The sequence below is a fragment of the Brachymonas denitrificans genome, from assembly GCF_907163135.1.
Lineage (GTDB): Bacteria > Pseudomonadota > Gammaproteobacteria > Burkholderiales > Burkholderiaceae_C > Brachymonas > Brachymonas denitrificans_A.
The window spans coordinates 478,389-502,566 of sequence record NZ_CAJQUA010000001.1; the positions used below are offsets into that span (position 1 = coordinate 478,389).

A 24,178-nucleotide genomic window follows, 5' to 3' on the forward strand; every position below is an offset into this window, starting at 1 on the left:
TATTTAATTGGGAGGTTATCCGGTTAGTTGATTCAACTGAATAATCGGCATCAAAACCGCCAACACAATCAGCATCACCACCAACCCCATCATTACAATCAGTAACGGCTCCAGTATAGTCGCCAACCGGATCGCCCGCCGCTGCACCTCATTCCCCAACTGCGTCGCCGCCCGCCCCAGCATGGCCGGCAGTTGCCCCGTCTGCTCCCCCAACCGCGCAAACATGCTCACCAGCGTAGGAAAGCGCTTCTTCTGCGCCAGCGCACTCGCCAGCGGTGCCCCTTCGCGCACCAGCACGATCGCATCCTCCGCATCCACCTGCATCGCCCGGTTCGACAGCGTCTCGCTCGCGGCCTGCAGTGCCTTCAGAATCGGCACACCCGCCTGCACCAGCATCGCCAGCGTTCCCGCAAAGCGCGCCGCATTGAAGTTGCGCGCCAGCACACCCACCACCGGCAGCCGCAGCCACAGCGCATCCAGCCGCTGCCGGAAGCTGTCGCGCTTGCGCAGTTGCACCAGCGCCGTCACGCCACCGGCCAGCAGCAGTGCCAGCAGCCAGCCCCAGTGCCGCACAAAGTCGCTCAGTGCCAGCATCAGCGTGGTCAGTAGCGGCAGGGTGCGCTTGCTGCTGGCAAACACATTGGCCACCTGCGGCACCACGTAGGTGAGCAGAAACACCACGATCACGATGGCCACCAGCGTGACGATGCCCGGATAGAGCGAGGCGCCGATCAGCTTGGAGCGCAGTTCCTGCTGCGCTTCCAGGTCGTCCGCCAGGCTTAGCAGCACGGCGCCCAGACCACCGCTGTGTTCGCCCGCGGCAATCACGGCGGTGTAGATGGGGCTGAATTCGCGCGGATGCTGCTGCAGCGCCTTGGCAAAGCTGCTGCCGGCGTTCACTTCCGAGCGCAGGGCAGTCACCAGTTGGCGCTGGCGTTGGTTGTCGGATTCTTCGGCCAGCGCCAGCAGCGCGCGTTCGATCGGCAGGCCGGCGCTGACCAGGCCGGCCAGTTGCCGCGTCCATACCGCCAGCGCGGTGCTGTTGAAGGCCTTGGGAACGAACAGCGCCCGGTTCAACCCGCTGCCGCGCGCCAGTTGTTCGCCGTTGAGCGCCTGCACCTGCATGGGCACCAGTTGCTGCGCACGCAGGGCGGCGCGGGCGGCCTTGAGGGTGTCGGCTTCGAGCGTGCCCTTGCGCGTGCGGCCCTGGACGTCGAGTGCCTGGAACTGGTAGACCGGCATGGCGTCAGTCGCGCGTCACGCGCAGCAGTTCTTCGGCGCTGGTAATGCCGGCGGCCACCAGGCGTTCGCCATCGTCGCGCATCAGCGTCATGCCGTTGGCCAGCGCGGCGGTGCGGATGTCTGCCTCCGAGGCGCGCTGGTGGATCTGCGCGCGGATGGCATCGTCCACCAGCAGCAACTCGAAAATGCCGGTGCGCCCGGCATAGCCGCTCTGGCCGCAGTGCTCGCAGCCCTGTCCGTGGCAGTGCGTGCACAGCTTGCGCACCAGGCGCTGCGCCAGCACGCCCAGCAGCGAGCTGGCCAGCAGAAAGGGTTCCACGCCCATATCCGTCAGGCGCGTGACGGCGCTGGCGGCGTCGTTGGTGTGCAGCGTGGCCAGCACCAGGTGGCCGGTGAGAGAGGCCTGGATGGCGATCTGCGCCGTCTCGAAATCGCGGATCTCGCCGATCATGATCACGTCCGGATCCTGGCGCAGAATGGCGCGCAGCGCCTTGGCAAAGGTCAGGTCGATGCGCGCGTTCACTTGCGTCTGGCCGATGCCGGGCAGCTCGTATTCGATCGGGTCTTCCACCGTCATGATGTTGCCGCTGTGCGCATCCAGCCGGCTCAGCGCCGAATACAGCGTGGTGGTTTTGCCCGAGCCGGTCGGGCCGGTGACCAGGATGATGCCGTGCGGCTGGCGGATCAGCTGGGTGAACTGGCGCAGGGTTTCGCCCTGCATGCCCACCGCTTCCAGGCTGATGCGGTTGCCGGATTTGTCCAGCAGGCGCAGCACGGCGCGTTCGCCGAAGGCGCTGGGCAGGGTGGAAACGCGCACGTCGATGGCGCGCGTTCCCAGGCGCAGGCTGATGCGGCCGTCCTGCGGCAGGCGCTTTTCTGCGATGTCCAGGTCGGCCATGATTTTCAGGCGACTGATCAGCGCGGCGTGCAGGGCGCGGTTGGGCTGCACCACCTCGCGCAGGCTGCCGTCCACACGAAAGCGCACCGCGCTGTGGTGTTCGAAGGGCTCGATGTGGATGTCGCTGGCGCCATCGCGCGCGGCCTGGGTGAGCAGGGCGTTGAGCATGCGGATGATGGGTGCGTCGTCGGCAGCTTCCAGCAGGTCTTCCACCGGCGGCAGTTCCTGCATCATGCGGCTCAGGTCGGCATCGCTCTGCACCTCGCTCACCACGCTGGCGGCGCTGCCTTCGCCCTGGGCATAGGCTGCGCTGATGCGCTGCGCCAGTTGCGGCGGTTCGATCGCCTGCACGGCGGCGATGCGGTACTTGCGCTGCACTTCGCTCCAGGCCGGGCCGGGCAGCACGCCCTGGCCGTGCCAGAGCCACAGATTGCCGTCGTCCTGCTGTTCAACCAGCAGCTGGTGGCGGCGCGCGAAGGCGTAGGGCAGGGGGTAGCGCATGGCGGGGCGTCAGGGGGTGTTGTCGGCGCCGGTGTAGGGCGTGTCCGTGGTGGCGGCGGTGTTGGCTGGCTGCATGCGCCAGCCGATGGCGTCGCCGCTCAGGGTCTGCTGCATCAGCGGTGCAGGCGCGCTGCGGCCCGGCTCGCTAACGGGAGTCCAGGCCGATTCCGGATGCCGTACCGGAGGCAGCACCGGTGCCTCGTAGGGCTTGACGATATTGCCAGCGGGCTGTGTGTTGAGCTGGCTTACGCGCATCATGTCGTATCGGTCCAGTGTCAGGCTCTCGCTGTCGCGTGCATCGCGCACGATCACCGGGCGCAGGAACACCATCAGGTTGCGTTTGGCGCGGCTGCGGTTTTCGTTCTTGAACAACTGGCCCAGCACCGGAATATCGCCCAGTACCGGCACCTTTTCCTGGCGGTTGGCATATTCGTCCGACAACAGGCCGCCCAGCACGATGATCTGCCCGTCATCGGCGATGACGTTGGATTCGATGGAGCGCTTGTGTGTGGTCGGCCCGCGCGGCGAGTCGATGGTGGCCAGATCGACGTTGCTGGTTTCGTGGTAGATCTGCATTTTTACCGAGCCGTTCTCGCTGATCTGCGGCTTCACGCGCAGCGTCAGGCCGACGTCCTTGCGCTCGATGGTCTGGAACGGGTTGACGGCGCCGTTGGCGCTGTTGTTGTTCGTATACTGGCCGGTCACGAAGGGCACGTTCTGGCCGATCATGATGCGCGCTTCCTCGTTGTCCAGCGTGATCAGGTTGGGCGTGGACAGAATGTTGGCGTCGCCCGTGGTCTGCAGGAAGTTGGCCACCACCCCGAGGATGGGCGTGCCGCGGAACGTGGCCAGCGTCGCCAGGTTGATGCCCGGCTTGGCGCTGGGCAGGTTGTTGTTGGCCAGCTCGGCCGACATGTCCAGAATATTGCCCGCCTTGCCGAAGTTGGAGCCGAGGATGCCCACGCGTCCGCCCTGCGAGAACGGGCTCTGCCACTGCACGCCCAGCTCGGCCGCCTTCTCGGCGCTGACTTCGGCGATCAGGCTTTCCACATAGATCTGGGCGCGGCGCGTATCCAGCCGCTCGATCACGGCGCGCAGCTGGCGATATTCGGGCTCGCTGGCGGTGATGATCAGCGAGTTGGTGGCCGGATCGGCCTGGATCGGACCGCCGGTGGAGGGCGAGCCGCTGCCCTGCAGTGCCGAGGTGGCCGTGACCTGCACCTGAGGCGCGGCGCCCGGCTGCGTGCCGCCGACCGAGACCGACATGCCCGGCGACCCGGAGCCGCTGTTGACCTGGTTCGCTGCCATGGCCGCGCGCAGCGTGGCGGCGATGCGGGTGGCATCGGCGTTCTTCAGGTGCACCACCCAGATGTTGCCGGCCTCGCCATTGGTGCTGTGGTTGCTCAGGGCCGGCTGGTCCAGCCGCAGGATCAGGCTGCGCGCCTGCGTGGCCTGCGCCTGCGTGGGCGCACGCACGATCAGCGCGTTGCTGCGTGCCTCGGGCAGCACCGTGGTGCGTCCGCCGCCCACGCCGCCGGGCGCAGCGGCAGCCCCGGCGCCACTGCCATCGAGCAGCTTCTGCACCAGCGGCGCCATGTCGGTGGCGATGCCGTAGCGCAGCGGAATCACTTCCACATCGCTGCCCACGGGTTGGTCCATGCCGGCGATCATGCGCTCGATGCGCTGCATGTTGTCGGCGTAATCCGTCACCACCAGCGTATGCGCATTGCTGGCGTTGATGGTGTTGTTGGGGCTGATCAGCGGGCGCAGCGCCGGCACCAGGTTGTTGGCGTTCTCGTAGCGCAGCTTGAACACGCGCGTTACTACCTGGTTGCCCATGGCGGCACTGCCGCGCGGCACCACGCGGGCCTGCAGCTTGGCATCGGCCTCGGGTACCACCTTGTAGATGCCGCCGGATTCCACCAGCGCAAAGCCCTGCAGGCGCAACGCCGCTGCGAACTGGTTGACTGCCTGCGCCGCCGTTACCGGCCGCTCGGACTGGATGCTGATGGTGCCCTTGGCGCGCGAATCGAGCACTACGTTGCGGCCGGTGATGGCGGAGATGGTGCGCGCCACCGATTCGATCTCGGCGTTGGAAAAATTCAGCGTGACCAGACCCTGTGCCAGCACGGCGGGGGCGGCAAGGGTGGACGCCATCAGCGCAGCCAGCGTCAGGCGGGCAAGCGGCTGGCGCAGGCGACGGGGCGGAACGAAAGACAGAGACATGTGCTTATCCCAGGGTGATCAGCGAGCGCTCGCCGCTGCGCTGACCGATGATGTTCAGCAGATTGTTGAGGGCCGCCGCCTTTTCGGGTGCGGCATAGGCTTGGCCGGAAAAACGCAGGCGCGCGCCCACCCACTGGCCGCTGCCTTCGAGTTGCAAACTGCTGCCGGGCAGGGTTTCCAGGCTGAGTTCGGCCGGCGTGGCCTGTGCCGGCGTTTCGCCGCTGCCCGGCGGCTTGCCACCGCGCAGCTGCACGCGGTAGCTGCCGATGGGTCGGATGGTGGAGAGGCGGGTGGAGGCCTGCTGCAGCGTGGCCGTGACGGTGCCGGCATAGTCCACGCGCTGCTGGCCGAGCCAGAGCTGCACCTGCTGCGTGCTGGCACTGAGCGTACCGTCGAGCTGCAGGGTGTTCCAGGGCGTGCCGAGGCCGACCAGCAGGCTGCTGGGCAGTTGCAGTGTGCTGTCAGCCACATGCACGCGCGTGCCGCCGGGCTGCCAGCGCAGGCGTGCCTGCACGGGTTTGGGGGTGCAACAGCTGCTGTTGAGTTCCATGTCGGCACCCAACCAGCGCGGTTGCAGCTTCCAGTGCAGGCGGCTGGGCAGCGTGGTGGCGTCGCGGCTCTGGCGGCCGCCGGAGAGAACCAGCCAGGCCGACCCCTTCCAGACCGTACCCTCGACCTTGCTGAGCTGCACCTTGTCCTGTGTCGCCCAAGCTACGGCGCCGGCCAGCCAGCGTGCCGGTGCCCAGACCAGGCTGACCAGCAGCAGGCCCAGCACCATGCCGGCGGCAGCCCAGCGCCACGGATGCAGGCGGCGAGCACCCATCGGCGTGCGCGTCGGCGCGCGTTTGCGCGAGGGCGCCTGCCAGCGGCGCGCGGGAGGAGCCATACGAAACGCCATGCTGGCCGGTGCTCCTCAGGACGGCAGGCGCAGCACCATGGTGCCGTGCCAGCCATCGGATGTCCGTTCCAGCTGCATCTGCTGCGGCAGCGCACGTCCCAGTGTGCGTGCCTGTTGCAGCCATTGCGCCACGGCTTCGGGCGAGACGCCCTTGAACTGCGCCTGCACCTGGGCGCCCTGCAGCGTCACGCTGCCCGGGCCGAGCAGACGGTCGCCCAGTTCCTGCAGTACACGCTGGCTTTCCTCGGGGCTGATGCGCGGCTGCTGCTTGAGCGTGCGGGCCTCGCTCTGCCACTGGCGCATCTGGGCGAGTTGCTGTTCTTGCATGGCGCGCTGTGCGGGTGCATCGCGCATCGTGCGCAGCGCGGGGGCGATGGCGATCAGCCAGCTTGCGGCAATCAGCAACGCCAGGCTGGCAGCCAGCACCATGCGGCGCTCGCGTGCGGAAAGTCCTTTCCAGGCGGTGCGCAGCGGCTGCAACCGCTGTTGCAGGGCCTGCAGGCGCGAAGAAGCGGGGGCATTGGCACTCATGGGGCAGGTCGGATCAGCCAGTCATTGCCGTCCTGCGACAGCGTGAGTCGGGAAGGGTGCAGCGTGCCTTGCAGGCTGGCCTGTTGTTCGGTCGAGAGAGCCAGGCCCTTGATGCGCAGCTGCGCCCCATCCCATTGCAGGGCCTGCAACTGGGCGTCGGGCAGGGCGCGGCTGATCAGCGTGAGCATGCCTTCCATCTCGGTGGGCGCGAGTGCGCCGCTGCGCTGGCGCAGCACGGCCAGCTCGCGCTGCATCTGCGTGGGCGGATCCACCACCAGCTTCACGTGCGGAAAGGTGTCAGTCAGCGTTTTGGCAATGGCCTGCTTGTTGTCGGCCAGCAGGCGGCGCTCCTGCAGCGCGGCCCAGTTCAGGCCGATCAGCTGTACCAGCACCAGGGCAACCAGGCCCCAGCGCACCGCCTGCCACTGCGGCGCCTGGAGAAAGCGCTGCCAGAGCTGGCCGGCCTGCTTGCGCATGCGGTCGGACTGGCGGTTGGCGAAGGCCAGCTGCGCCAGGTTCCAGGGGGTGGCGGAGGCCTGCAGCCAGCGCTGCGCGGCATGCTGCACGGTGACGGGCTGGCGCAAGGACTGTTCGGCCCACTGCGCAATGCCGGCGTCGGCCAGAACCGCATTCGGATGCTGTTGCGCCAGTCGACGGACGGATTCGGGCGGCTCGGCCTGTGCCAGATCGGCCTCGGCCGGATCGGGCAGGGGCCAGAGCAGCACGCCGGGGGCATCGTCGCCGGCTTCCAGGTCGCTGCCGGTGCGTACCCACCAGGCACTGCCGTCGTCCTCGGCAATGGCGTGCACGCGGGCGTCCTCGGGCAGGGCGGGGGCATCCAGGCCGGGTTCGCTGAACGCGGCTGGTGCCGCACCGAACGGTTGCGGCGCAAACTCGGGCACGATGCGGCTGGCCACACAGCCCGCCGCTTCCAGTTCATCCAGCTGCTCGCGCAGCCAGCCGGCATGACAGACCGCCACCCACACAGGCCCGGTCGCCTTGGCCGCATCCGGTTGGAGCGCGCAGTGCAACTCGGCCATGTCATCCAGCACATGCTCTTCCAGCAGGCCTTCGAGCACCGTGCGCAGGCGGGCCGGATTGGCCGTGCTGCCCTTGGGTAACTGCACCCGGTGCCAGGACAGCGCCTGGGCCGGCACCAGTGCCACGACCTCGTGCGCGTCCTGCCAGGGCAGCAGCGCCGCCTCGCTGCGGGCGTGCCTGTCCACCGCCTGGCCGTCGGGACTCAGGACATGCGAAAACGATGCTTCAGGAGCACCGGGAAGGCGAAGGCGAACAAGGAGTTGGGCCATGGACCGCGCGATTTTAGTGGGGCAGTATGACACCGAAATGTCATAAAACGACAACCCAGATGACATCTGCGGACGATCGTCCTGCCAACTGGATGGCGGAAGTGGATGAGAAAAAGCGTCTTACTGTTCGGGGCTGAACACACTCCCTTTTTCACGCCACAGCATCACGCTTTGCAGCCCCTGCCGCTCGACCAGCGCTTGCTCGTCGATGCGGATGCTGCCCAGGCGCAGACTGCCGCGGATTACGAAATACTTGCTGTTCACACCCAGTTCGGCCTGCCCCTCGCCTGCCGGAATCGCGGCCTGCAGGGCGGCGGTATCCAGGAAGGGCTTGCTGGCGCGCTGCGCCACGGCGCGGGCGACATCTCCCGGGGCCACATTGGGTGCCGCCGCGCTCAGCACTTCAACGCTGGCGGTATTGGCATTGATGCTGGTGCGTTCGGGCAGGATGGTGACGTGTGGTGCCAGCTGGCGGATCAGTTCGGGTGCCACCCCCAGCCAGGCCAGTTGCTGCAGCCGGGCCGGCAGCAGCGGTGCACCGGGCTCGCTGCCGGGGCCTTGCTGTTCTGCCCGGGCGGCGCGCAGCCACTGGGTGGCCAGAGCCTCGGCCTGCGTGCCCGGCAGCCGCAGGTTCACGAACAGGCGTTGCAGCGTTTGCCTGTCAACCTCGGACGGCTGGCCGTTGCGCAGCAGGTTGCGCAGGTTGAAGCGTCCCTGCGCGTCCTCGATCTGGCCGGAGAGGAAGGCATCATCGGGCAGGTTGCTGGCATCCACCGTGATGTTGCGTTCGGCGGCCAGGAAGGTGGACAGGCGTGCTTCCATCAGCGGCACAGCCCAGGGCTCCGAGAGGTGATCGGGACCGCCCTGGCGCGCGTCTTCCTGCAGGATCAGGCGCGACCAGTCCAGTGCGCCGGCCAGAATCCAGCCGGACTGCAGGCGGGCGCGCTCGGCAGTCTCGATTTCGGTGCTGCGCCATTGCTGCCAGACGGCCGCGGCGGCAAAGGCGGCAACCAGCGTGACGGTGAGCATGGCCAGCAGCAGGGCGGCGCCGCGCTGGCGCTGCGGGCCTCGCGCTGAGCGACGCATGATCTGGCGGATAAGGAGGCGTTTGCGCATGTCAGCTGCGCTCCCGCGTCAGGGTAGGCTGCAGCCAGTCCACCGTCAGGCTGCCGGCGATTCCGGTGCCCTGGCCGGGCAGCGTCAGTTGCAGGCGCAGGCCGTCCGGAACAGGGTTGGGTGCAGCACCCGGCGTTCCGCTGCCCGCACCACCGGCGCCTCCAATGCCGCCAGTACCGCCAGTACCGCCAGTACCGCCAGTACCGCCAGCACCGCCAGCACCGCCAGCACCGCCAGCACCGCCAGCACCGTCAGCACCGTCAGCACCGTCAGCACCGTCAGCACCGTCAGCACCGTCAGCACCACCGGCTGGTGCGCTGCCCACGGGCAGGCCTTTGACTGGCCCCCAGGCATCATCGCGATAGCCCAGCACCTCCCAGGCCTGCAGGGGCAGCATCACCTGCGAGCCTGCAGCCTCGCCTTGCGCGCCTGATCCCCAGCTGGCAGCCTGCTGCCAGGCCTGCTGCTGTTCGCCATGGGTGCGCAACTGGGGAGATTGCCAGCGCATCCAGCAGGAGCCGGGAACGGCACCATTGGCAGCTTCCCCGGAGGAGGTCTCCGCCGGGCTGCGCGGGCAAGCGCTGCGCAGCGTCCAGGCCACCACGATGGTCGCCGGCGTCCACAAGGATTGTTGCGCCTGTCCTGCGCCGGTTTCTGCTGCCGTCTGCGTCTCGGGGCTGGCCAGCCGCAAGACGCGCAGGGTCTGCCCGTCCCAGTCCAGCACCGGTTGCCTGCTGCCGGCGCTGGGCAACATGGCATCCAGATCCACGCGCCACTGCGCCAGCGCCGTCTGCACTACCGCGATCTGGTCGCTGCGGCTTTGCGTGCCTTGCTGCGCCCGCACCATGGCGTCCAGCCCGCGCCAGCTCAGCAGGGCCACTAGCGCCAGAATGCCGATGGCCACCATCAGCTCGATCAGGGTGAAACCGCTCTGCCGGGCCGGGCTGGTCCGCAATACCGCTCGGCTCCGGTAGTGATGCAAGGCCGGCCGCACGTGCCGCAGACGCGCCGGACGATCAACAACCATCACAAACGCCCCATGATGGTCGACAGCCGGTACAGCGGCAGCGCACCCTTGTGCGTATGCGCATCCACGCGGCGGAAGTTGGGGTTGGGCGTGGGCATCACGGTGATCTTCACGGTAAGCTCCTCGCCGGCTTGGGGACAGGCCACTTCGCTGTCGCCCACCGGCGGAAACACCCTCGACAGCCGCATGGCCACCAACTGGTTCTCGGCACAGATCTGCGCCAGCAGCATGTCGCTCTGGCGCTGGCCATGGCTCACCAGCGCTTGCGTGGCCTGGCCGCCGGCAACCAGCGCAATCGCCACGATGGCCAGCGCGACCAGCACCTCGATCAGCGTAAAGCCGCCTTGCGCCGAACTGGCAGCAGTGGGCCCGCCTTGGCGGCTGTGATGGGACGACGGAGGCATGCGGCAAGGACTCATGGTGCCGGCCCTTCCACCACCGGCCGGAAGGGCCGGATGCCATCGGTGGCCACCGTGCGCCGCATCTGCGGCTTGCCGGCGATGGCGATGGTGAGCGTCTGCGCCGGCAATACCGGCTCCGGGCCCAGCACCAATTCGATGTTTTCCGAGCGCAGCGTCTGCGCCGTGCCGCCGGATAGCACCAGCGTCGGAGCCAGCCACTCGCGGGGCTGAGTGCTGGTTTCGGGCAGTCCGGCAAAGACAAAACCATCCCCCGCCGGTTGCCATCGCACCGGAATGCCGCTCGCGCGCGATTGCGCCCGCGCCGCTTCCAGCAGCGCTGCCAGCCGGTCTGCCTCGCGTTCGATGCGGGTGTGGTCGGAATCACGCAATGTCAGCGTGGCTCCGGCCGTGGCAATCGCCATGATGACCAGCACCACCAGCAATTCGATCAGGGTGAAGCCGCGCAGCCGCCTACGCGGCGCAGCTTGTGCCGATACGGACAATAAACGCCTGCGAGGCATGGGGCTCAATGCACGCGACATCGGAAAGAGCGCCGCTGCGCAGCAGCCGGCCATCAGTCGCTTACTGCCAGCTGCCGATATCCGCGTTGCTGCCTTCCCCGCCCGGCTGGCCGTCAGCGCCGAAGGACATCACATCCACTTCGCCCTTGATGCCGGGGTTGGCGTACTGGTAGTCCTTGCCCCAGGGGTCGGTGGGCAGCTTGTCCAGGTAGGGCTTCCAGTTGGCGGGCACGGGGGCGGCAGCAGGTTTGGTCACCAGCGCCTGCAGGCCCTGCTCGGCGCTGGGATAGCGCTGGTTGTCGAGCTTGTAAAGCTTGAGCGCCTGCATCAGGTTGTTGACATCGGTCTTGGCGGCCGTTACGCGCGCATCGTCGGCGCGGCCCAGCACGTTGGGCACCACCAGCGCGGCCAGCACGCCGATGATGACGAGCACCACCATCAGTTCGATCAGGGTAAAGCCGCGTTGGGCGCGGTGCTGGCGGCTGGAGCGGGAGATTCGGTCAGACATGGGAAGTGTTTTCAGTCAATCGGGATCGCAACCGGACAATGCTAGCGGCACTTTGGGGCAAAACAGTGACACGTGGCTTTTCTGCACAGGTCGCCGTATCACCTTGCCGCATAATGCGGCAATGTCTGCCTTGACCCTGCCTTCCTTTCCTGTCGCCGCGCTGCAAGGGCTGTCCCTGCGCGAGCGCTGGGGTGTCCGCCTGTTGTCACTGCTGGTCTGGTTGCTGGTGGCGGGTGCGCTGGCATTCTGGCTGCTCGGCTCGCGTGGTCAGGGCGGCGGGGTGAGCGCCCTGGTAGCAGATACCGCGCTGCATGCGGATGACCATTTGCTGGCACGGCTGCTGGGATATTCGGATGCCCCCCCGCCTGCGGAATCTGCCGAAGCTGCAGCCACCCCCGATGGCGGCAGCGGCCGCTTCGTGCTGCAGGGCGCCGTCGCCAACCAGTTCGGCACCGGCATTGCCGTGATTGCCGTGGATGGCCAGCCCGGGCGGCCGTTCCGCGCCGGGCAGGAGGTTGCCGATGGCTGGACGCTGGAGGCCGTGGGACGGCGCTCCGCACGCCTGCAGGCCAAGGGCGGGCGGGCGATGGAGCTGAGTTTTGCAGCTGCCGGAACCGGTGCCAATCTGGCAGGCGGTGTGCCGCCGCACGGATCTTCGGCCACGCCGGTGCAACCGGTCGCACCCCAGGTGCAGGTGGCACCGCAGCCGCTGCAAACACTGCCTTCCGCGCAGGGTGGCTCCCTGGCAGGCCGGTTCTCGCGCAACGCGGGACAGGCCAATGCCACGGTTCAGGCTACGGTCGGCGACGGTGCATCGGCCACGGTGCAGGCCACCACCTCCCAGGGCAACATCGGCGCCACGGGCGATGACGACGAACCGAGGCGCAGGGATGACTGATGCGGCCGGGCTTCCCTCAGCAGCCGTCGCAGCCATGGCGCACTGCCCGGAGGAGTTGCACTATCTGATCGAGCAGCAGGTCTGGGCGCGTATTGCGGACGGCGGCGTGGCCACGATCGGCATCACCTCGCTCGGCATCGCCCTGGCCGGCGATATCTACATGTGCCGGCCCAAGCGCGCCGGTTCCCTCGTGAAGCAGGGGGATTCGATCGCCGTGGTCGAACTGGCGAAATCCATCGTTGCCGTGCGTTCGCCCGTGACGGGTGAGGTGATCGAAGTCAATCCGCTGCTGGAAGAACAGCCCGAACTGGTGCACCGGCAGCCCTATGGCGATGGTTGGTTGGTGCGCATGCGATTGACGGATTGGGAGCACGACCAGCAGCACCTGCTGCATGGCCAAGCCGTGTTGCCCGCCATGCGCCACCATGCCTGGCTGCACCGCCTGGAGTTCTGACATGGGCTATGTGGATCATGCTGCCGACGGCATCGCCATCCTGCTCTGGGCCGCCAGTCCGGAGCAGCCGGAACTGCTGCACACGCCATTCTTCTTTGCCGCTGCGGCCGCAGCCATGGACGTTCCGGTAGAAATCTACTGCACGGCCGGCAGCGTGCGCCTGCTGGTGCCCGGCGTGGCGGAAGCGCTGCAGGCGCCCATGCACCAGAAGAATATCGCCAGCGCCATGCGCGAGGCAGTGGCCCTGGGTGCGCGCATCCTGGCATGCACCGACGCGCTGCGTGCCCACGCCATCGATCCGCATGGCCTGATCCCCGAATGCACTGGGCACGGCGGGGCGGTGCAGTTCATGGCGCGTGCGGCCAATCTGCGCTGGCGTACGCTGGTGTTCTGAATGGGCCCGATTTCCTGCTGGAACCGCGCGTTTCTTCCTTGAACAGGGCTCACGCCGGCTACCGCACGTCGGGTGCCCGTACGCCTTATTTCCTGACTTCATCCACCAGCGCGGTGAACTCGTCGATATCCTGGAAGCTGCGGTACACGCTGGCAAAGCGGATATAGGCCACCTTGTCCAGCTTCTTCAGTTCGCGCATCACCAGCTCGCCCAGCTGGTGGCTGGCGATTTCGCGCTCGCCCAGGGTGCGCAGCTTTTCCTCGATGCGGCTGATGGCGCCATCGACCTGCTCGGTGCTCACGCTGCGCTTGCGCAGCGCCAGCGCGAACGAGGCCTGCAGCTTGCGCTTGTCGTACTCCACGCGACGGCTGTCCTTCTTCACCACCACCGGCATGGTCACTTCGGCCCGTTCATAGGTGGTGAAGCGCTTTTCGCACTGGCCGCACTTGCGGCGACGGCGAATGGTATCGCCTTCCTCGGACAGGCGCGTTTCCACCACCTGGGTGTCGTTGTGGCCGCAGAAAGGGCATTTCATGGCAGTCTCCCGAAAAGAAAAAGCGCCTCGTGCCGCCATCTCCCCACAGGAAGCAGGCGGCGCCGAAGCGCCCTGGCATGCGCCAGCTTAGCCGTAAACCGGGAAGCGGCGGGTCAGCTCGGCCACCTTGGCGCGCACGGCTTCCAGGTTGGCTTCGTCACGCGGGTTGTCCAGCACGTCGGCGATCAGATTGGCCGTGATGCGGGTTTCTTCTTCCTTGAAGCCACGCGTGGTCAGGGCCGGGGTGCCGATACGCACGCCGCTGGTCACAAACGGCTTTTCGGGGTCGTTCGGGATGGCGTTCTTGTTGATCGTCATGTGGGCGGCGCCCAGCACGGCTTCGGCTTCCTTGCCGGTAATGCCCTTGCTGCGCAGGTCGACCAGCATCACGTGGCTTTCGGTACGGCCGCTGATGATGCGCAGGCCGCGCTGGGTCAGCGTCTCGGCCATCACCACGGCGTTTTTCGCGACCTGTTCCTGGTAGGCCTTGAACTCGGGGCTCAGCGCTTCCTTGAAGGCCACGGCCTTGGCGGCGATGACGTGCATCAGCGGGCCACCCTGCAGGCCCGGGAAGATGGCGCTGTTGATCGCCTTCTCGTGCTCGGCCTTCATCAGGATGATGCCGCCACGCGGGCCGCGCAGGCTCTTGTGCGTGGTGGAGGTGACCACGTCGGCGTGCGGCACCGGGTTGGGGTACACGCCTGCGGCGATCAGACCGGCGTAGTGGGCCATGTCCACCATGAAGATGGCGCCGACGTCCTTGGCAACCTTGGCGAAGCGCTCGAAGTCGATGCGCAGGCTGTAGGCGGAGGCACCGGCGATGATCAGCTTGGGCTTGCACTCATGGGCCTTGCGCTCCATGGCGTCGTAGTCGATTTCTTCCTTGTCGTTCAGGCCGTAGCTCACCACGTTGAACCACTTGCCGGACATGTTCAGCGCCATGCCGTGCGTCAGGTGGCCGCCTTCGGCCAGGCTCATGCCCATGATGGTATCGCCGGGCTTGAGGAAGGCCAGGAACACGGCCTCGTTGGCGGAGGCGCCGCAGTGCGGCTGCACGTTGGCGGCTTCGGCGCCAAACAGTTGCTTCACGCGGTCGATGGCCAGTTGCTCGGCCACGTCCACATATTCGCAGCCACCGTAGTAGCGCTTGCCCGGGTAGCCTTCGGCGTACTTGTTGGTGAGCTGGGTGCCCTGCGCGGCCATCACGGCCGGGGAGGCGTAGTTCTCGCTGGCGATCAGCTCGATGTGGTCTTCCTGGCGCTGGTTCTCGGCCTGGATGGCAGCCCACAGTTCGGGATCGGTTTGTTCAATCAGGATGTTGCGCTGATACATTGGCAGTCTTTCGTCAAAAGGAGATTGACCCCTGCGCGGGATGCGGCGTCAGGGCTGCCCAGGCGAACGGCAAAAGCATCGGTGCAGGCGCAAGCGCGGCTGCAGGCAATGGCGCACTCCCCCGTGGTGATGGCGCTGCGCATGCGGGTGGCATGGCGGCCGGATCCACGTCGGCATCAGGACAGGGCCTGATGCCTATCGCCAGTCGTGCACGGGCTCAAGTGTAGCGGAATCCGGCCTGCGCTTGAACCCTGAAGGGCCGGATGCGAAGCCGGTCTGCAACGAATTTATTTCAATTGCGTGGCGTGCCGGCGGCCCGTGAAAGGACCCTCCAGGGGCTCTTACTGCGCCTGCAGTTCCTGCGTGGTGGTGTCGGCGCGGCTGTCATTGCGCGCCAGTTCCAGGCGACGGGCGCCTTCGCCCTTCAGGTTGCTGGAGGCCAGGGCACGCTGTACCAGCGGTGCGCTGCCATCCACGGACGGCGTGCTGCGCTTGCTGAAGCTGGCCTGCATCGGCGCAGCGGCGATCTGCACGCGCTTGCGGCCATCGGCATTGTCGGCCTGGGGCTTGGCGGCTGCGGTCTTCACGCTGCTGGCTGCGGGCGTCTGCGGTTCTTTCACCGGAACCTGCGCGTTGGCGGCCACGGTGCGGCCCTGGGCCACAGCCTGGATGCGTGCGTATTCGGCCAGCACCTTGTCGCCATACCCCTGGTCGGACGGCAGATTGGCCGCGCCCACATAGTATTTGAGGCCACCGCGCAGCGAACCGGCGCGCGCAATGGTTTCCTTGAGTACCTTCACGCCTACGCGCAGGTTGCTCACCGGATCAAACGCGGCCAGGTTGCCGCCCAGATGGGCATACTTGTCCGAATGGATCTTGGTCATCACCTGCATCAGGCCCTGGGCGCCCACGGTGCTCTGGGCAAAGGGGTTGAAGCTGGATTCGATCGCCATGATCGCCAGAATCAGCGAGGGGTCGATCTTTTCCTGGCTGCCGACGGCAAAGGCTTCCTTTACCAGCAGGCCCACCGGCTCGGGAGCCACGCGGTATTTCTTGCTGATCCAGTAGGTGACGGCAGCCTGCTGGCGTGGCAGGTCGCCGGGATCGGTCGCCGGGAAGCGGCCCTCGGCTGCATTGGCCTGCATCACCGGCGTGGATTCGACCGCAGATGCTGCGCTGGCAAATGTGGCGGCCGCATCCTCCGGCAGGCTGTCGATGGAAGCCTGTCCGTTCTCGGCCGGTTGCAGCCAGCCCAGCACATGGGCGGCAGCGTCGTCGCGCAACTCGGGTTGGGCAGCCAGCACGCCGGCAGACAGCACGGCGCCAATGCCCACCAGAGCCATGCTGCTGTGGGTGACCGTGAAGAATGCGCGCCCCAGCTTGCGCAGCGGGTGCTTCCAGGAAGTCATGTCACCGGCATCCGAGCGGGAGGCCAGGGTGGAATCAGGGGTTGTGGAGACGGCGGTCAAGCGCGGATCCTCGGTAATCCATCGTCCAACCCACGGACGCGGATGCTGATCGGGTTGCGGGCGGACTGCGGTGCCGGTTCTGCAGCAGGGCTGCGGGGCTTCACTATCTCAAGTGGCTGGCCAGCGGCACATGGGTTCTTCAGTGCAAGGTGTCCGCCTGCACGGGCGCAAGCCGATGAAAAAATAGGCAATGCGCAGAATCAGCGAATTCTAGAAAGGCCGCTAATTACCGGTCAAGCATTAACAACACAAACATTATTACTTTCAGGAATGATTTGGCGCTCTGGATGGCCATGATTGGCCGGGTTTTCCCCATGTTTCGGGCCGCAGTTGCGGGAGTTGTCGGGCCCTGTTTCCATGCGGTTTGCCTCTGGTGAGACGTTCCGCAGGCAAAACTTGCAAGAAATGTAATGTTTGGTATCGCGCAACGTGTTCCGGGGTGCCGGTTTCTGCGTCTGTCTTTCGGCTCCGGAGCGTTGGCGGATGACAACACCATGAAAAACCGGGCAAAATAGTCCCGATGCCGTCGTGCGCGGCATTTTCCATTTCCGGAACGACACAAACGACTACTGACATGATCCGCTTTCCACTATTTGGAGCCGGCCCCGAAGCCGAATCCAATGATTCCACCCCCGCAGGGGGCCCGGAAGCCAGCGCTTCCTCCTCCACTTCCGGCCGCCAGTCCGCGCATCCGCTCGATGCCCTGACCGGGGGCGTGTTCTCCGCCGCCACGTCGGGCGAGCGCGCCGCCCGCGTGCGTGCCTGGCTCGCCACCGAGCCCGAGCTGGCCAACATGCAGGAAGTCTTCAAGGAACTGAGCGCGCGCGACAAGGGCGCGGCCAAGGCGCTGCGCGAGAAGCTGGACGAAATCAAGCGCAGCAAGGGCCAGGAACTGCTGGCAGCCGAGTGGGGCACCAAGGCCGAGCAACTGTTGCAGACGGCCAAGCTCAATATTGCCGATGCCATGGCGTGGCAGCGGGATGCTGCCAAGGCCGGCGCACCGCTGAGCAAGGAGCCGCTGGCCAGTCTCAAGCTGCAGCTGGCTGAGCGCATCAAGACCATCGAGGACCTGCAGACCCGCGTGCAGGTGCACCGCGAAGCCGCCGTGTTGCTGGCGCAGCGCATCGAGGTGCTGTCCACCAAGAGCTGGAAGGAGGCCGATGCCGCCGAAGCCAGCCTGAATGCCGATGTGGCGCACTGGCGCGAGCAGGCGCAGGCGCTGCAGCAGGATGCCGCCTGGCAGAGCGTCGATCCCAAGCATGTGACGCAACTGGAAAGCGCAATTGAACAATTGCAGCTGGTGGTGCGTGCCTTCGAGGATGCGCTGGGCCAGACCCGTGCCGCTGTCGAGGATGCTTCCCGTCCGCTGCCTCCGGTACCTGTATGGGCCGACGAACTGCGCGTGCTGCGTGGCGAGGACGTGGCGCCTGCCGAGGCTGCGGAGCCGGCGGGCGAACCGGCAGCACTCAAGGACCCGGCCCAGGCCCAGCGCCGTGCCGATGCCGAAGCTGCCGTACAGGCCGCTGTCGCCGCTCTGGAGCAGGAGTTGGTGAGCGGCCACAGCAAGGCCAGCGTCGCTGCGGCGCAGGCGTTGCGCAATGCCCTCAAGGAGCATCGCAAGCAGGTTGGCGCCGAGCTGGAAGGAAAGGCACATGCAGTGCTGGCTTCTGCCGGCGAACTGGAAGGCTGGCAGCGCTGGCGCGCCGACCAGATCCGCCAAGAGCTGGTACAGCAGGCCGAGGCGCTGATCGACCGCCCGGAACGCACGGTGACGGTGGAGAAGGCGGCTGCAGACAAGGCTGCGGAAGCTCCGAAGCAGGAAGAAACCGGCAAGCCGGAAGCGAGTGCCGCGCCTGTGGAGCCGGCAGCGCCTGCAGAAGTGCCCGCAGCGGCACAAGCAGAAGCCATCGAAGCACCTGTGACTGAAGAATCGGCAGAGGCTGCCCCCGAGGCAGCTGTGGTGTCTGCAGAAACTGTTGACGCTGCAGAAGCAGTCGCAACCGGCGAACAGGCTCCCGTTCAGGAGGCAGAAGGCGAAGCACCTGCAGCGTCTGCCGAGAGCACCGAGGCTGCCGGCGCGCCGGCTGCTCCCGCTGCCGAAGCGACGGATGCAGTCGAGCCGGCCGCTGAAGCCGATGGCCAGACAGAACAGGCAGAAACCACCAAGCCTGAATCTGCTGTCCCCGCAAGGACACTGAAAGCCAAATCCGCAGCCAAGGCCCAGCCCGCCGGTCCGCGTCCCATGCCGACCAGCAAGCTCAGCCCGCGCAAGCTGCAGGAAACCCTGCGCCACCTGCGCGAGCAGTGGAAGCAGACCGACCAGGGCGGGGTGCCCAACCACGTGCTCTGGAAGCGCTTTGATGCCGCCTGCAACGAGGCCTACCGCATCGTTGAGGCCTGGCTGGCCTCCATGAAGGAGCATGCCGCCGAACAGAAGGCAGCACGCCTGCACCTGATGGACGAACTCAAAACCTGGGGCGAGCAGCATGCCCAGCAGGTGCAGCAGGGCGTGGCCGACTGGAAGGCCGCCCATCGCGACCTGCTCGGCTTCTCCCGCCGCTGGCGAGAGGCCGGCCACCTGAGCGAAAAGGTGTTTGCCGAGCTGCAGCCGCGCTGGAAGGCCGCCATGGCCGAAGCTGGCGCCCATCTGTATGCGGCGCAGAAAGCCAGCGCGCAGGTGCGCCAGGCCATGATCGACGAGGCACGCGAACTCGGCGCTGCCGCCAGCCTGCGCATCGATGCCATCAAGGCGCTGCAACAGCGTTGGCAGCAGGAAGCCCAGAGCGTGCCGCTGGAGCGCAAGCACGAACAGAAGTTGTGGGATGCCTTCCGCAAGCCGCTGGACGAGGCCTTCCAGCGCAAGCACCAGCAGCGCGAGCATGCCCAGGCCGCCCTGAGCGAACGCGACCAGGTCGTGGTGCAGGCCGCCAAGGCCCTGGAAGCCGCCAACGCCAAGGGCGATGCTCAAGCCATCCACGCAGCCATGCGCGCGCTGGAAGAAGCCATCAAGGGCCAGCGCGAAGCCGCTGCCGAAATGGCTGCACAGGCGGAAGAAGCCCCCGCCCCGGCAGCGGAAGCTCCGACCGACGCCGCTCCGGCGGAAGAGGGTGCACCGCGCCCGCCCGCCGCCAGCGCCATGCAACACCGCCCGGCCATTGCCGTGCGTGGCGATGACCGTCCGCAGGCCCGCATCGGCGCCCAGGGCAAGCCCCAGGAAGATCGCCGTGACGGCCGTGACCGTCGCGATGGCCGTCCGGGCGACCGCCGTGATGGCCCGCGTGGCCGCTTCGACGACCGTTTCGAGCGTGGCCCGCGCGCGCCGCGCCTGGGCGATGCCGCCTTCCGTGCCCAGCGCGATGCGCTGGACCACGCCCAGATGGCCCTGCGCAAACTGGCCGAACAGGCCCACGGCGAAACCATCACCCAGCTGCTGGGTGCCTGGGAAAAACGCCAGCCCGATGCCGTGCCCAGCGCCAGTGAACTGGGCAAGGCCGTGCCGGGCGCGCAGCGCAATACCTGGGTGGCTGCACTGGGTGCCCCTGCCAAGGCTGGCGCTTCCGACACGGCACTGCTGCGCCTGGAAATGGCTGCCGAAGTGCCCACCCCGGCTGACCAGCTCACGGCCCGCCGCGCGCTGCAACTGCAGCTGCTGACGCGCCGCCACGATCCGGCTCCCGCCGAGACCTGGATCGGCGATGTGGCCCAGGTGCTGGCCGACAGCCACGATGCGGGCCGCGCGCGCCGCCTGCAACAGGCGCTGAAGGTGCTGCTGCGCAAGTAAGCCCCTGGCAGTACGCCTGTCCGATGCACCCGAGCCGCAAGCCGGGTGCATTTTTTTCGCCGCGGCGAGAGGCTTAGCCCTTCCTGATCGTCTCTTAAGCCGGCTTTCAGATGCCGCAGGCACCATGGGAACCATTCAAGCACACACCCTGGAGCCCTCCCATGTCCCGATCATCCTTTCTGCAACGCCTGCTGCCCCTGGCGGGCCTGTGCGGCCTGATCCTGGCTGCCCCCGTGCACGCCGGTGACACCACGGCCCAGCAGCAACTGCAGCGCTGGCAGTCGCAGTCCGGCCCCGGCCAGGCCGCACGCGGCCAGCAGCTGTTCAACAGCAAGCATGGTGGCGAGTGGAGTTGCGCCTCCTGCCACAACGCGCCGCCCACCACCGCCGGCCGCCATGCCAGTACCGGCAAGAACATCGCTCCGCTGGCCCCCGCCGTGCAGCCGGACCGTTTCACCGAAACCGCCAAGGTCGACAAGTGGTTCAAGCGCAACTGCAACGACGTCTTCAAGCGCGAATGCTCGGCGCAGGAAAAGGCTGACGTCATGGCCTACCTCATCAGCCTGCGTCGCTGATCCATCCCCTCAAGGAGACCGCCATGAAACCGACTTCCCAATCATCGTCCAGCCGCAAACGCTGGTGGATTGCCGGCATCGCCGCACTGGGTGCTGCCATTACCTTGCCCCTGTTCAGCAGCCAGGTGCTGGCTGACGACGATCACGAAGAGCGCGAAACGCCGCGCAGCGAGCGCCGCGAATCCGAGCGTCGTCCCATTGCCAATAGCGTACGCGTCGGCATGCCCAAGGCCTACCAGTCAGAATGCGCTTCCTGCCACATGGCCTACGAGCCGCGCTTTCTGCCGGCAGCTTCGTGGCAACGCATGATGAACACGCTCGACAAGCATTACGGCACCGATGCCTCGATCGACGCTGCCACCGCAAAAACCATTTCCACCTGGTTGCAGGCCAATGCCGGCAGCAGCAACCGCCTCGGCAGCACGCCGCCGGAAGACCGCATTACGCGCACCCGCTGGTTCTTGCACGAGCACGACGAAATTCCTGCATCCACCTTCAAGCGACCCAAGATCGGCAGCGCGGCCAACTGCATGGCCTGCCATACCGGCGCCGACAAGGGCAACTATGACGAAGACAGCGTGCGCATTCCGCGCTGATTCCGGAGAACATCATGACCCAAACCGCTTCCACACTTCCCGCCGGGGCTGCGACGGCCACGCCCTCGCGTCGCGTCAAGGATGCCCCCACGCGCGCCGCCCACTGGTGGATCGCAGGCAGCTTTCTCGTGGCCTACATCACCGGTGACAGCGAAAGCTGGCGCCTCTGGCACGTCATCGCCGGCTACAGCATGCTGCTGGCGCTGGGTTTCCGCATCGTCTGGGGTCTGCTCGGTCCGAAGTCGGTCGGCCTGTCCATCTGGGGCCGCCGCATGGGCGCCTCGCTGCGCTGGCTGCGCGAGCAATTCTCGGCCCGCGGCCTGCAGGGCTGGACCTCGCAACCCGGCGCGCAACTGCGCCAGGCCATGACGCAGGGCATCAGCCTGTCCATCGTGCTGTTGATTGCCGCCTTGCCTTGGCTCGGCCTGAGTGGCTATATTACCTATCAGGAACTGACAGGCGAATGGATGGGTGAGCTGCACGAACTGCTCGGCAACCTCGCGCTGTTCGCCGTCCTGCTGCATCTGGGCGTGCTGCTGGCCGCCAGCCTGCTGCGCAGCCAGAACCTGGCGCGCCCCATGATCGGTGGCCGCCAGAGTGGCGCCGGCCCGGATCTGGTGCCGCACAATCGGGCCTGGCTGGCGCTGCTGTTCAGCGCAGCTATGGTAGCCTTTGCCGGATGGTACTGGCAGGATGCCCGCAGCACGCTCGGCAACGAGGGCGGCACGACGGCAACCCTGCAGGCCGGTGCCCTGCACAATGGCGACCACGACGACTGATTGAGCGAGGAGCAAGGAAACATCATGCGCATCCTGCTGGCTGAAGACGACGATTTGCTGGGCACTGCGCTGCGCGCCGGGCTGCAGCAGCAGGGCTTTCATGTGGACTGGGTCCGCGACGGCAGCGCTGCCCTGCGCGAGCTGCAGGCGGTGGACTACGAAGCTGCCGTACTCGACCTCGGCCTGCCGCGCATGGATGGCATGGACGTGCTGCAGGCCCTGCGCCAGCAGGGGCGCTCCACACCCGTGCTGGTGCTGACGGCGCGCGATGCCGTGCAGTCGCGCATCCAGGGCCTGGACACCGGCGCCGATGACTATGTCGTCAAGCCGGTCGACCTGCATGAACTCGCCGCGCGCCTGCGTGCGCTGGTGCGCCGCTCGAGCGGACAGGCACACAACGTGTTGCGCGCGGGCGATGTGGTGCTCGATCCCATGGCGCACAAGGTGACGCTGGCCGGTGTGCCGGTCGACCTTGCCCAGCGCGAATACGACCTGCTGCACGCCCTGATGCGCAATGCCGGCCGCGTCATGAGCCGCGAGCAACTGGAGGAAAAAATCTACGCCTGGGGCACCGAGGTAGCCAGCAATGCCGTCGAGGTGCACATTTACCACCTGCGCCGCAAGCTCGGCAGCCAGCTGATCGAAACCGTGCGCGGCGTGGGCTATCTGCTGCCTGAAGTGGTGCACAGCGGAGAGTGATCATGGGTCTGGCAGGGCAGGGAAGCAGTTCATCCCCGGCGGCCGGCGCAGCAGCGCCCGCGCGCAGCTACTCTATCTACCTGCGACTGCTGACCATCATCCTGGCGACCCTGGCCATGGTCTGGATGCTGGTGATCGGAACCACCTGGTACCTCACGCGGCACGAAGTCAACGAATTGCTCGATGCCCATCTGGAGCAGACAGCGCTGATGCTGGCCGCCCAGCCGCTGGACGAGATCGACCCCGACGAACTGGAGGAGCGCGACCTGCGTCCGCGTCGCGGCCGTGGACGCGGCGAACGCAAGTACCACGTCCATACGGTTTACCAGGTCTGGAAGGAGGGGACACTGCTTGCCCAGTCCACGCACGCGCCGCGCCAGCCGCTGGGCAGTGGTGAGCTGGGCTATTCGGATACCAGGACGGGCCAGCGTGCCTGGCGCGTCTACACCGCGGAAGGCGAGGACAAGGTGCGCGTGATGGTGGCCGAAGACGCCGAGGTGCGCAATGAAATTGCCATCGCCAGCGTGCGGACCCTGCTGATCGCGCTGTTGCTGCTGTTTCCGGTGCTGGCGCTGGTGGTCTGGCTGGCCTTGCGTGCCGCGATGCGGCCCCTGCGCCAGGTGGGCCAGCTGATCGCGCAGCGCCCGCCGCAGTCCCATGCCCCGCTGGCGCTGGACAGCGCACCCCGTGAAATCCAGCCGCTGACCGACTCCCTCAACCAGCTGTTCGTGCGCGTGGGCGACATGCTGCACAACGAGCGCCGCTTCACCGCCGATGCCGCGCACGAGCTGCGCACCCCGATTGCCGCCATCCGCATGATGGCCCAGGTGGCCTCGGGCGCGCAGGATGCCGGCGAGCGCCAGCAGGCGCTGCAAGGCGTGCTGCAGGGGTGCGACCGCGCCACGCGCATGGTCGAGCAACTGCTGCAACTGGCGCGGCTGGAAGCTGACACCGACGATGCAGCCCAGCGTGCCGCAGGAGCGGCTTCCGAATCGGTGGATATCCTCCCTGCGCTGCGTCAGGTCGTGCAGGACCTGCAGTACACGCAGGCCGATCCGCGCGGCCAGACCATCGCGTGCGAAGCGCCGGACCAGCTGCCGGCCCGCTTGCCGCCGACCCTCGCGGGCGTGCTGCTGCGCAACCTGCTGGACAACGCCTTGCGTTACAGTCCCGACGGTGCCACGGTGCGTGTTGCCTTCACGCAGCAAGCGGACGGCAGCGGCATGCGCTGGGTGGTGGAAGACAGCGGCCCCGGCATGAGCGAGGAAGACATGGCACGCCTCGGAGAACGCTTCTTCCGCGTGCTCGGCACCGGCAAGACCGGAAGCGGCCTGGGCTGGTCCATCGTGCGGCGCATTGCGGCGCGGCACGGGCTCGACATCACCCTGGCGCGGAGCGACACCCTGGGCGGGTTGCGTGTGACCGTCGAAAGCCGTTGATCCGCCCATCTACCAAGGACAGAAAAGGACAGGCAACAAAAAACCGCC

At 67.1% G+C, this 24,178-nt stretch carries 23 protein-coding genes; 9 read left to right on the plus strand and 14 right to left on the minus strand.

Annotated features, from left to right (window positions below; genetic code table 11):
• Positions 1-15: 15 nt before the first annotated feature.
• The 11 genes from gspF to gspG form a co-directional block, all read right to left on the minus strand.
• A complete protein-coding gene (gene gspF, locus KKQ75_RS02235; RefSeq protein WP_213359831.1) occupies positions 16-1,242 on the minus strand; it encodes a type II secretion system inner membrane protein GspF in 1,227 nt (408 codons plus the stop codon).
• Between the two features lie 4 nt (positions 1,243-1,246).
• On the minus strand, positions 1,247-2,641 hold the full coding sequence (locus KKQ75_RS02240) for a GspE/PulE family protein (protein WP_213359847.1): 1,395 nt from the start codon (positions 2,639-2,641) through the stop codon (positions 1,247-1,249).
• A gap of 9 nt (positions 2,642-2,650) precedes the next feature.
• Positions 2,651-4,867 carry a type II secretion system secretin GspD gene (gene gspD, locus KKQ75_RS02245; RefSeq protein ID WP_213359855.1) on the minus strand — a complete coding sequence of 739 codons (2,217 nt, stop codon included), beginning with the start codon at positions 4,865-4,867 and terminating at the stop codon, positions 2,651-2,653.
• Positions 4,868-4,871: 4 nt separating this feature from the next.
• On the minus strand, positions 4,872-5,753 hold the full coding sequence (gene gspN / locus KKQ75_RS02250; RefSeq protein WP_213359856.1) for a type II secretion system protein N: 882 nt from the start codon (positions 5,751-5,753) through the stop codon (positions 4,872-4,874).
• Between the two features lie 27 nt (positions 5,754-5,780).
• Positions 5,781-6,296, minus strand: a complete 516-nt coding sequence (gspM, locus tag KKQ75_RS02255; RefSeq protein ID WP_213359859.1) for a type II secretion system protein GspM — start codon at positions 6,294-6,296, stop codon at positions 5,781-5,783.
• On the minus strand, positions 6,293-7,606 hold the full coding sequence (gspL, locus tag KKQ75_RS02260; protein WP_213359862.1) for a type II secretion system protein GspL: 1,314 nt from the start codon (positions 7,604-7,606) through the stop codon (positions 6,293-6,295). The genes gspM and gspL overlap by 4 nt, the downstream gene beginning before the upstream one ends.
• Before the next feature lie 120 nt (positions 7,607-7,726).
• Positions 7,727-8,722 (minus strand): type II secretion system minor pseudopilin GspK, encoded by a 996-nt coding sequence (gene gspK / locus KKQ75_RS02265; RefSeq protein WP_250130973.1) that lies wholly within the window; start codon positions 8,720-8,722, stop codon positions 7,727-7,729.
• 1 nt (position 8,723) lies between these two features.
• The gene (locus tag KKQ75_RS02270; protein ID WP_213359865.1) at positions 8,724-9,677 is read right to left on the minus strand and encodes a PulJ/GspJ family protein; all 954 of its coding nucleotides are present in this window, start codon (positions 9,675-9,677) and stop codon (positions 8,724-8,726) included.
• A gap of 71 nt (positions 9,678-9,748) precedes the next feature.
• Positions 9,749-10,153 carry a type II secretion system minor pseudopilin GspI gene (gene gspI / locus KKQ75_RS02275; protein WP_213359868.1) on the minus strand — a complete coding sequence of 135 codons (405 nt, stop codon included), beginning with the start codon at positions 10,151-10,153 and terminating at the stop codon, positions 9,749-9,751.
• Between the two features lie 11 nt (positions 10,154-10,164).
• On the minus strand, positions 10,165-10,671 hold the full coding sequence (locus tag KKQ75_RS02280) for a prepilin-type N-terminal cleavage/methylation domain-containing protein (RefSeq protein WP_213359870.1): 507 nt from the start codon (positions 10,669-10,671) through the stop codon (positions 10,165-10,167).
• Positions 10,672-10,732: 61 nt separating this feature from the next.
• Complete coding sequence (gene gspG / locus KKQ75_RS02285; RefSeq protein ID WP_213359871.1) at positions 10,733-11,179, minus strand: type II secretion system major pseudopilin GspG; 447 nt, start codon at positions 11,177-11,179, stop codon at positions 10,733-10,735.
• 121 nt (positions 11,180-11,300) lie between these two features.
• Between gspG and KKQ75_RS02290 the strand changes: the two genes are divergently transcribed.
• From KKQ75_RS02290 to KKQ75_RS02300, 3 genes are read left to right on the plus strand one after another with little or no spacing between them, the layout of a single operon-like run.
• On the plus strand, positions 11,301-12,077 hold the full coding sequence (locus KKQ75_RS02290) for a type II secretion system protein N (RefSeq protein WP_213359872.1): 777 nt from the start codon (positions 11,301-11,303) through the stop codon (positions 12,075-12,077).
• A 34-nt stretch (positions 12,078-12,111) separates the two neighbouring features.
• On the plus strand, positions 12,112-12,531 hold the full coding sequence (locus KKQ75_RS02295; protein ID WP_213359875.1) for a glycine cleavage system protein H: 420 nt from the start codon (positions 12,112-12,114) through the stop codon (positions 12,529-12,531).
• Between the two features lies 1 nt (position 12,532).
• Positions 12,533-12,925, plus strand: coding sequence for a DsrE family protein (locus tag KKQ75_RS02300; RefSeq protein ID WP_213359878.1), 393 nt, complete (start codon positions 12,533-12,535; stop codon positions 12,923-12,925).
• A gap of 85 nt (positions 12,926-13,010) precedes the next feature.
• Here KKQ75_RS02300 and nrdR read toward each other — a convergent pair whose 3' ends face one another.
• The 3 genes from nrdR to KKQ75_RS02315 form a co-directional block, all read right to left on the minus strand.
• On the minus strand, positions 13,011-13,460 hold the full coding sequence (gene nrdR / locus KKQ75_RS02305; protein ID WP_213359886.1) for a transcriptional regulator NrdR: 450 nt from the start codon (positions 13,458-13,460) through the stop codon (positions 13,011-13,013).
• Between the two features lie 87 nt (positions 13,461-13,547).
• On the minus strand, positions 13,548-14,792 hold the full coding sequence (gene glyA / locus KKQ75_RS02310; RefSeq protein ID WP_213359889.1) for a serine hydroxymethyltransferase: 1,245 nt from the start codon (positions 14,790-14,792) through the stop codon (positions 13,548-13,550).
• 341 nt (positions 14,793-15,133) lie between these two features.
• Positions 15,134-16,201 carry a lytic transglycosylase domain-containing protein gene (locus tag KKQ75_RS02315; RefSeq protein WP_213359893.1) on the minus strand — a complete coding sequence of 356 codons (1,068 nt, stop codon included), beginning with the start codon at positions 16,199-16,201 and terminating at the stop codon, positions 15,134-15,136.
• A gap of 634 nt (positions 16,202-16,835) precedes the next feature.
• On the opposite strand from KKQ75_RS02315, the gene KKQ75_RS02320 reads away from it, so the two are divergent.
• The 6 genes from KKQ75_RS02320 (at position 16,836) to KKQ75_RS02345 (ending at position 24,130) form a co-directional block, all read left to right on the plus strand.
• The gene (locus KKQ75_RS02320; protein ID WP_213359895.1) at positions 16,836-20,042 is read left to right on the plus strand and encodes a DUF349 domain-containing protein; all 3,207 of its coding nucleotides are present in this window, start codon (positions 16,836-16,838) and stop codon (positions 20,040-20,042) included.
• 161 nt (positions 20,043-20,203) lie between these two features.
• On the plus strand, positions 20,204-20,617 hold the full coding sequence (locus KKQ75_RS02325) for a DUF1924 domain-containing protein (protein WP_213359899.1): 414 nt from the start codon (positions 20,204-20,206) through the stop codon (positions 20,615-20,617).
• 23 nt (positions 20,618-20,640) lie between these two features.
• Entirely contained in the window at positions 20,641-21,213 is a 573-nt protein-coding gene (locus KKQ75_RS02330) for a diheme cytochrome c (protein ID WP_250130974.1), read from the plus strand.
• 14 nt (positions 21,214-21,227) lie between these two features.
• The gene (locus tag KKQ75_RS02335) at positions 21,228-21,992 is read left to right on the plus strand and encodes a cytochrome b/b6 domain-containing protein (protein ID WP_213359906.1); all 765 of its coding nucleotides are present in this window, start codon (positions 21,228-21,230) and stop codon (positions 21,990-21,992) included.
• Between the two features lie 24 nt (positions 21,993-22,016).
• Complete coding sequence (locus KKQ75_RS02340; protein WP_213359909.1) at positions 22,017-22,691, plus strand: response regulator; 675 nt, start codon at positions 22,017-22,019, stop codon at positions 22,689-22,691.
• Between the two features lie 2 nt (positions 22,692-22,693).
• On the plus strand, positions 22,694-24,130 hold the full coding sequence (locus tag KKQ75_RS02345) for an ATP-binding protein (RefSeq protein WP_213359910.1): 1,437 nt from the start codon (positions 22,694-22,696) through the stop codon (positions 24,128-24,130).
• Positions 24,131-24,178 lie beyond the last annotated feature (48 nt).

Coding starts and splice junctions, on each gene's coding strand:
- KKQ75_RS02345 (WP_213359910.1), top strand. CDS start 22,694: ATGGGTCTGGCAGGGCAGGGAAGCAGTTCATCCCCGGCGGCCGGCGCA.
- gspG (WP_213359871.1), bottom strand. CDS start 11,179: ATGTCTGACCGAATCTCCCGCTCCAGCCGCCAGCACCGCGCCCAACGC.
- KKQ75_RS02320 (WP_213359895.1), top strand. CDS start 16,836: ATGATCCGCTTTCCACTATTTGGAGCCGGCCCCGAAGCCGAATCCAAT.
- KKQ75_RS02325 (WP_213359899.1), top strand. CDS start 20,204: ATGTCCCGATCATCCTTTCTGCAACGCCTGCTGCCCCTGGCGGGCCTG.
- nrdR (WP_213359886.1), bottom strand. CDS start 13,460: ATGAAATGCCCTTTCTGCGGCCACAACGACACCCAGGTGGTGGAAACG.
- KKQ75_RS02290 (WP_213359872.1), top strand. CDS start 11,301: ATGTCTGCCTTGACCCTGCCTTCCTTTCCTGTCGCCGCGCTGCAAGGG.
- gspL (WP_213359862.1), bottom strand. CDS start 7,606: ATGGCCCAACTCCTTGTTCGCCTTCGCCTTCCCGGTGCTCCTGAAGCA.
- KKQ75_RS02315 (WP_213359893.1), bottom strand. CDS start 16,201: ATGACTTCCTGGAAGCACCCGCTGCGCAAGCTGGGGCGCGCATTCTTC.
- gspK (WP_250130973.1), bottom strand. CDS start 8,722: ATGCGCAAACGCCTCCTTATCCGCCAGATCATGCGTCGCTCAGCGCGA.
- KKQ75_RS02340 (WP_213359909.1), top strand. CDS start 22,017: ATGCGCATCCTGCTGGCTGAAGACGACGATTTGCTGGGCACTGCGCTG.
- KKQ75_RS02295 (WP_213359875.1), top strand. CDS start 12,112: ATGGCGCACTGCCCGGAGGAGTTGCACTATCTGATCGAGCAGCAGGTC.
- KKQ75_RS02330 (WP_250130974.1), top strand. CDS start 20,641: ATGAAACCGACTTCCCAATCATCGTCCAGCCGCAAACGCTGGTGGATT.
- gspF (WP_213359831.1), bottom strand. CDS start 1,242: ATGCCGGTCTACCAGTTCCAGGCACTCGACGTCCAGGGCCGCACGCGC.
- gspD (WP_213359855.1), bottom strand. CDS start 4,867: ATGTCTCTGTCTTTCGTTCCGCCCCGTCGCCTGCGCCAGCCGCTTGCC.
- KKQ75_RS02300 (WP_213359878.1), top strand. CDS start 12,533: ATGGGCTATGTGGATCATGCTGCCGACGGCATCGCCATCCTGCTCTGG.
- KKQ75_RS02280 (WP_213359870.1), bottom strand. CDS start 10,671: ATGCCTCGCAGGCGTTTATTGTCCGTATCGGCACAAGCTGCGCCGCGT.
- KKQ75_RS02335 (WP_213359906.1), top strand. CDS start 21,228: ATGACCCAAACCGCTTCCACACTTCCCGCCGGGGCTGCGACGGCCACG.
- glyA (WP_213359889.1), bottom strand. CDS start 14,792: ATGTATCAGCGCAACATCCTGATTGAACAAACCGATCCCGAACTGTGG.
- KKQ75_RS02240 (WP_213359847.1), bottom strand. CDS start 2,641: ATGCGCTACCCCCTGCCCTACGCCTTCGCGCGCCGCCACCAGCTGCTG.
- gspN (WP_213359856.1), bottom strand. CDS start 5,753: ATGGCTCCTCCCGCGCGCCGCTGGCAGGCGCCCTCGCGCAAACGCGCG.
- gspI (WP_213359868.1), bottom strand. CDS start 10,153: ATGCCTCCGTCGTCCCATCACAGCCGCCAAGGCGGGCCCACTGCTGCC.
- gspM (WP_213359859.1), bottom strand. CDS start 6,296: ATGAGTGCCAATGCCCCCGCTTCTTCGCGCCTGCAGGCCCTGCAACAG.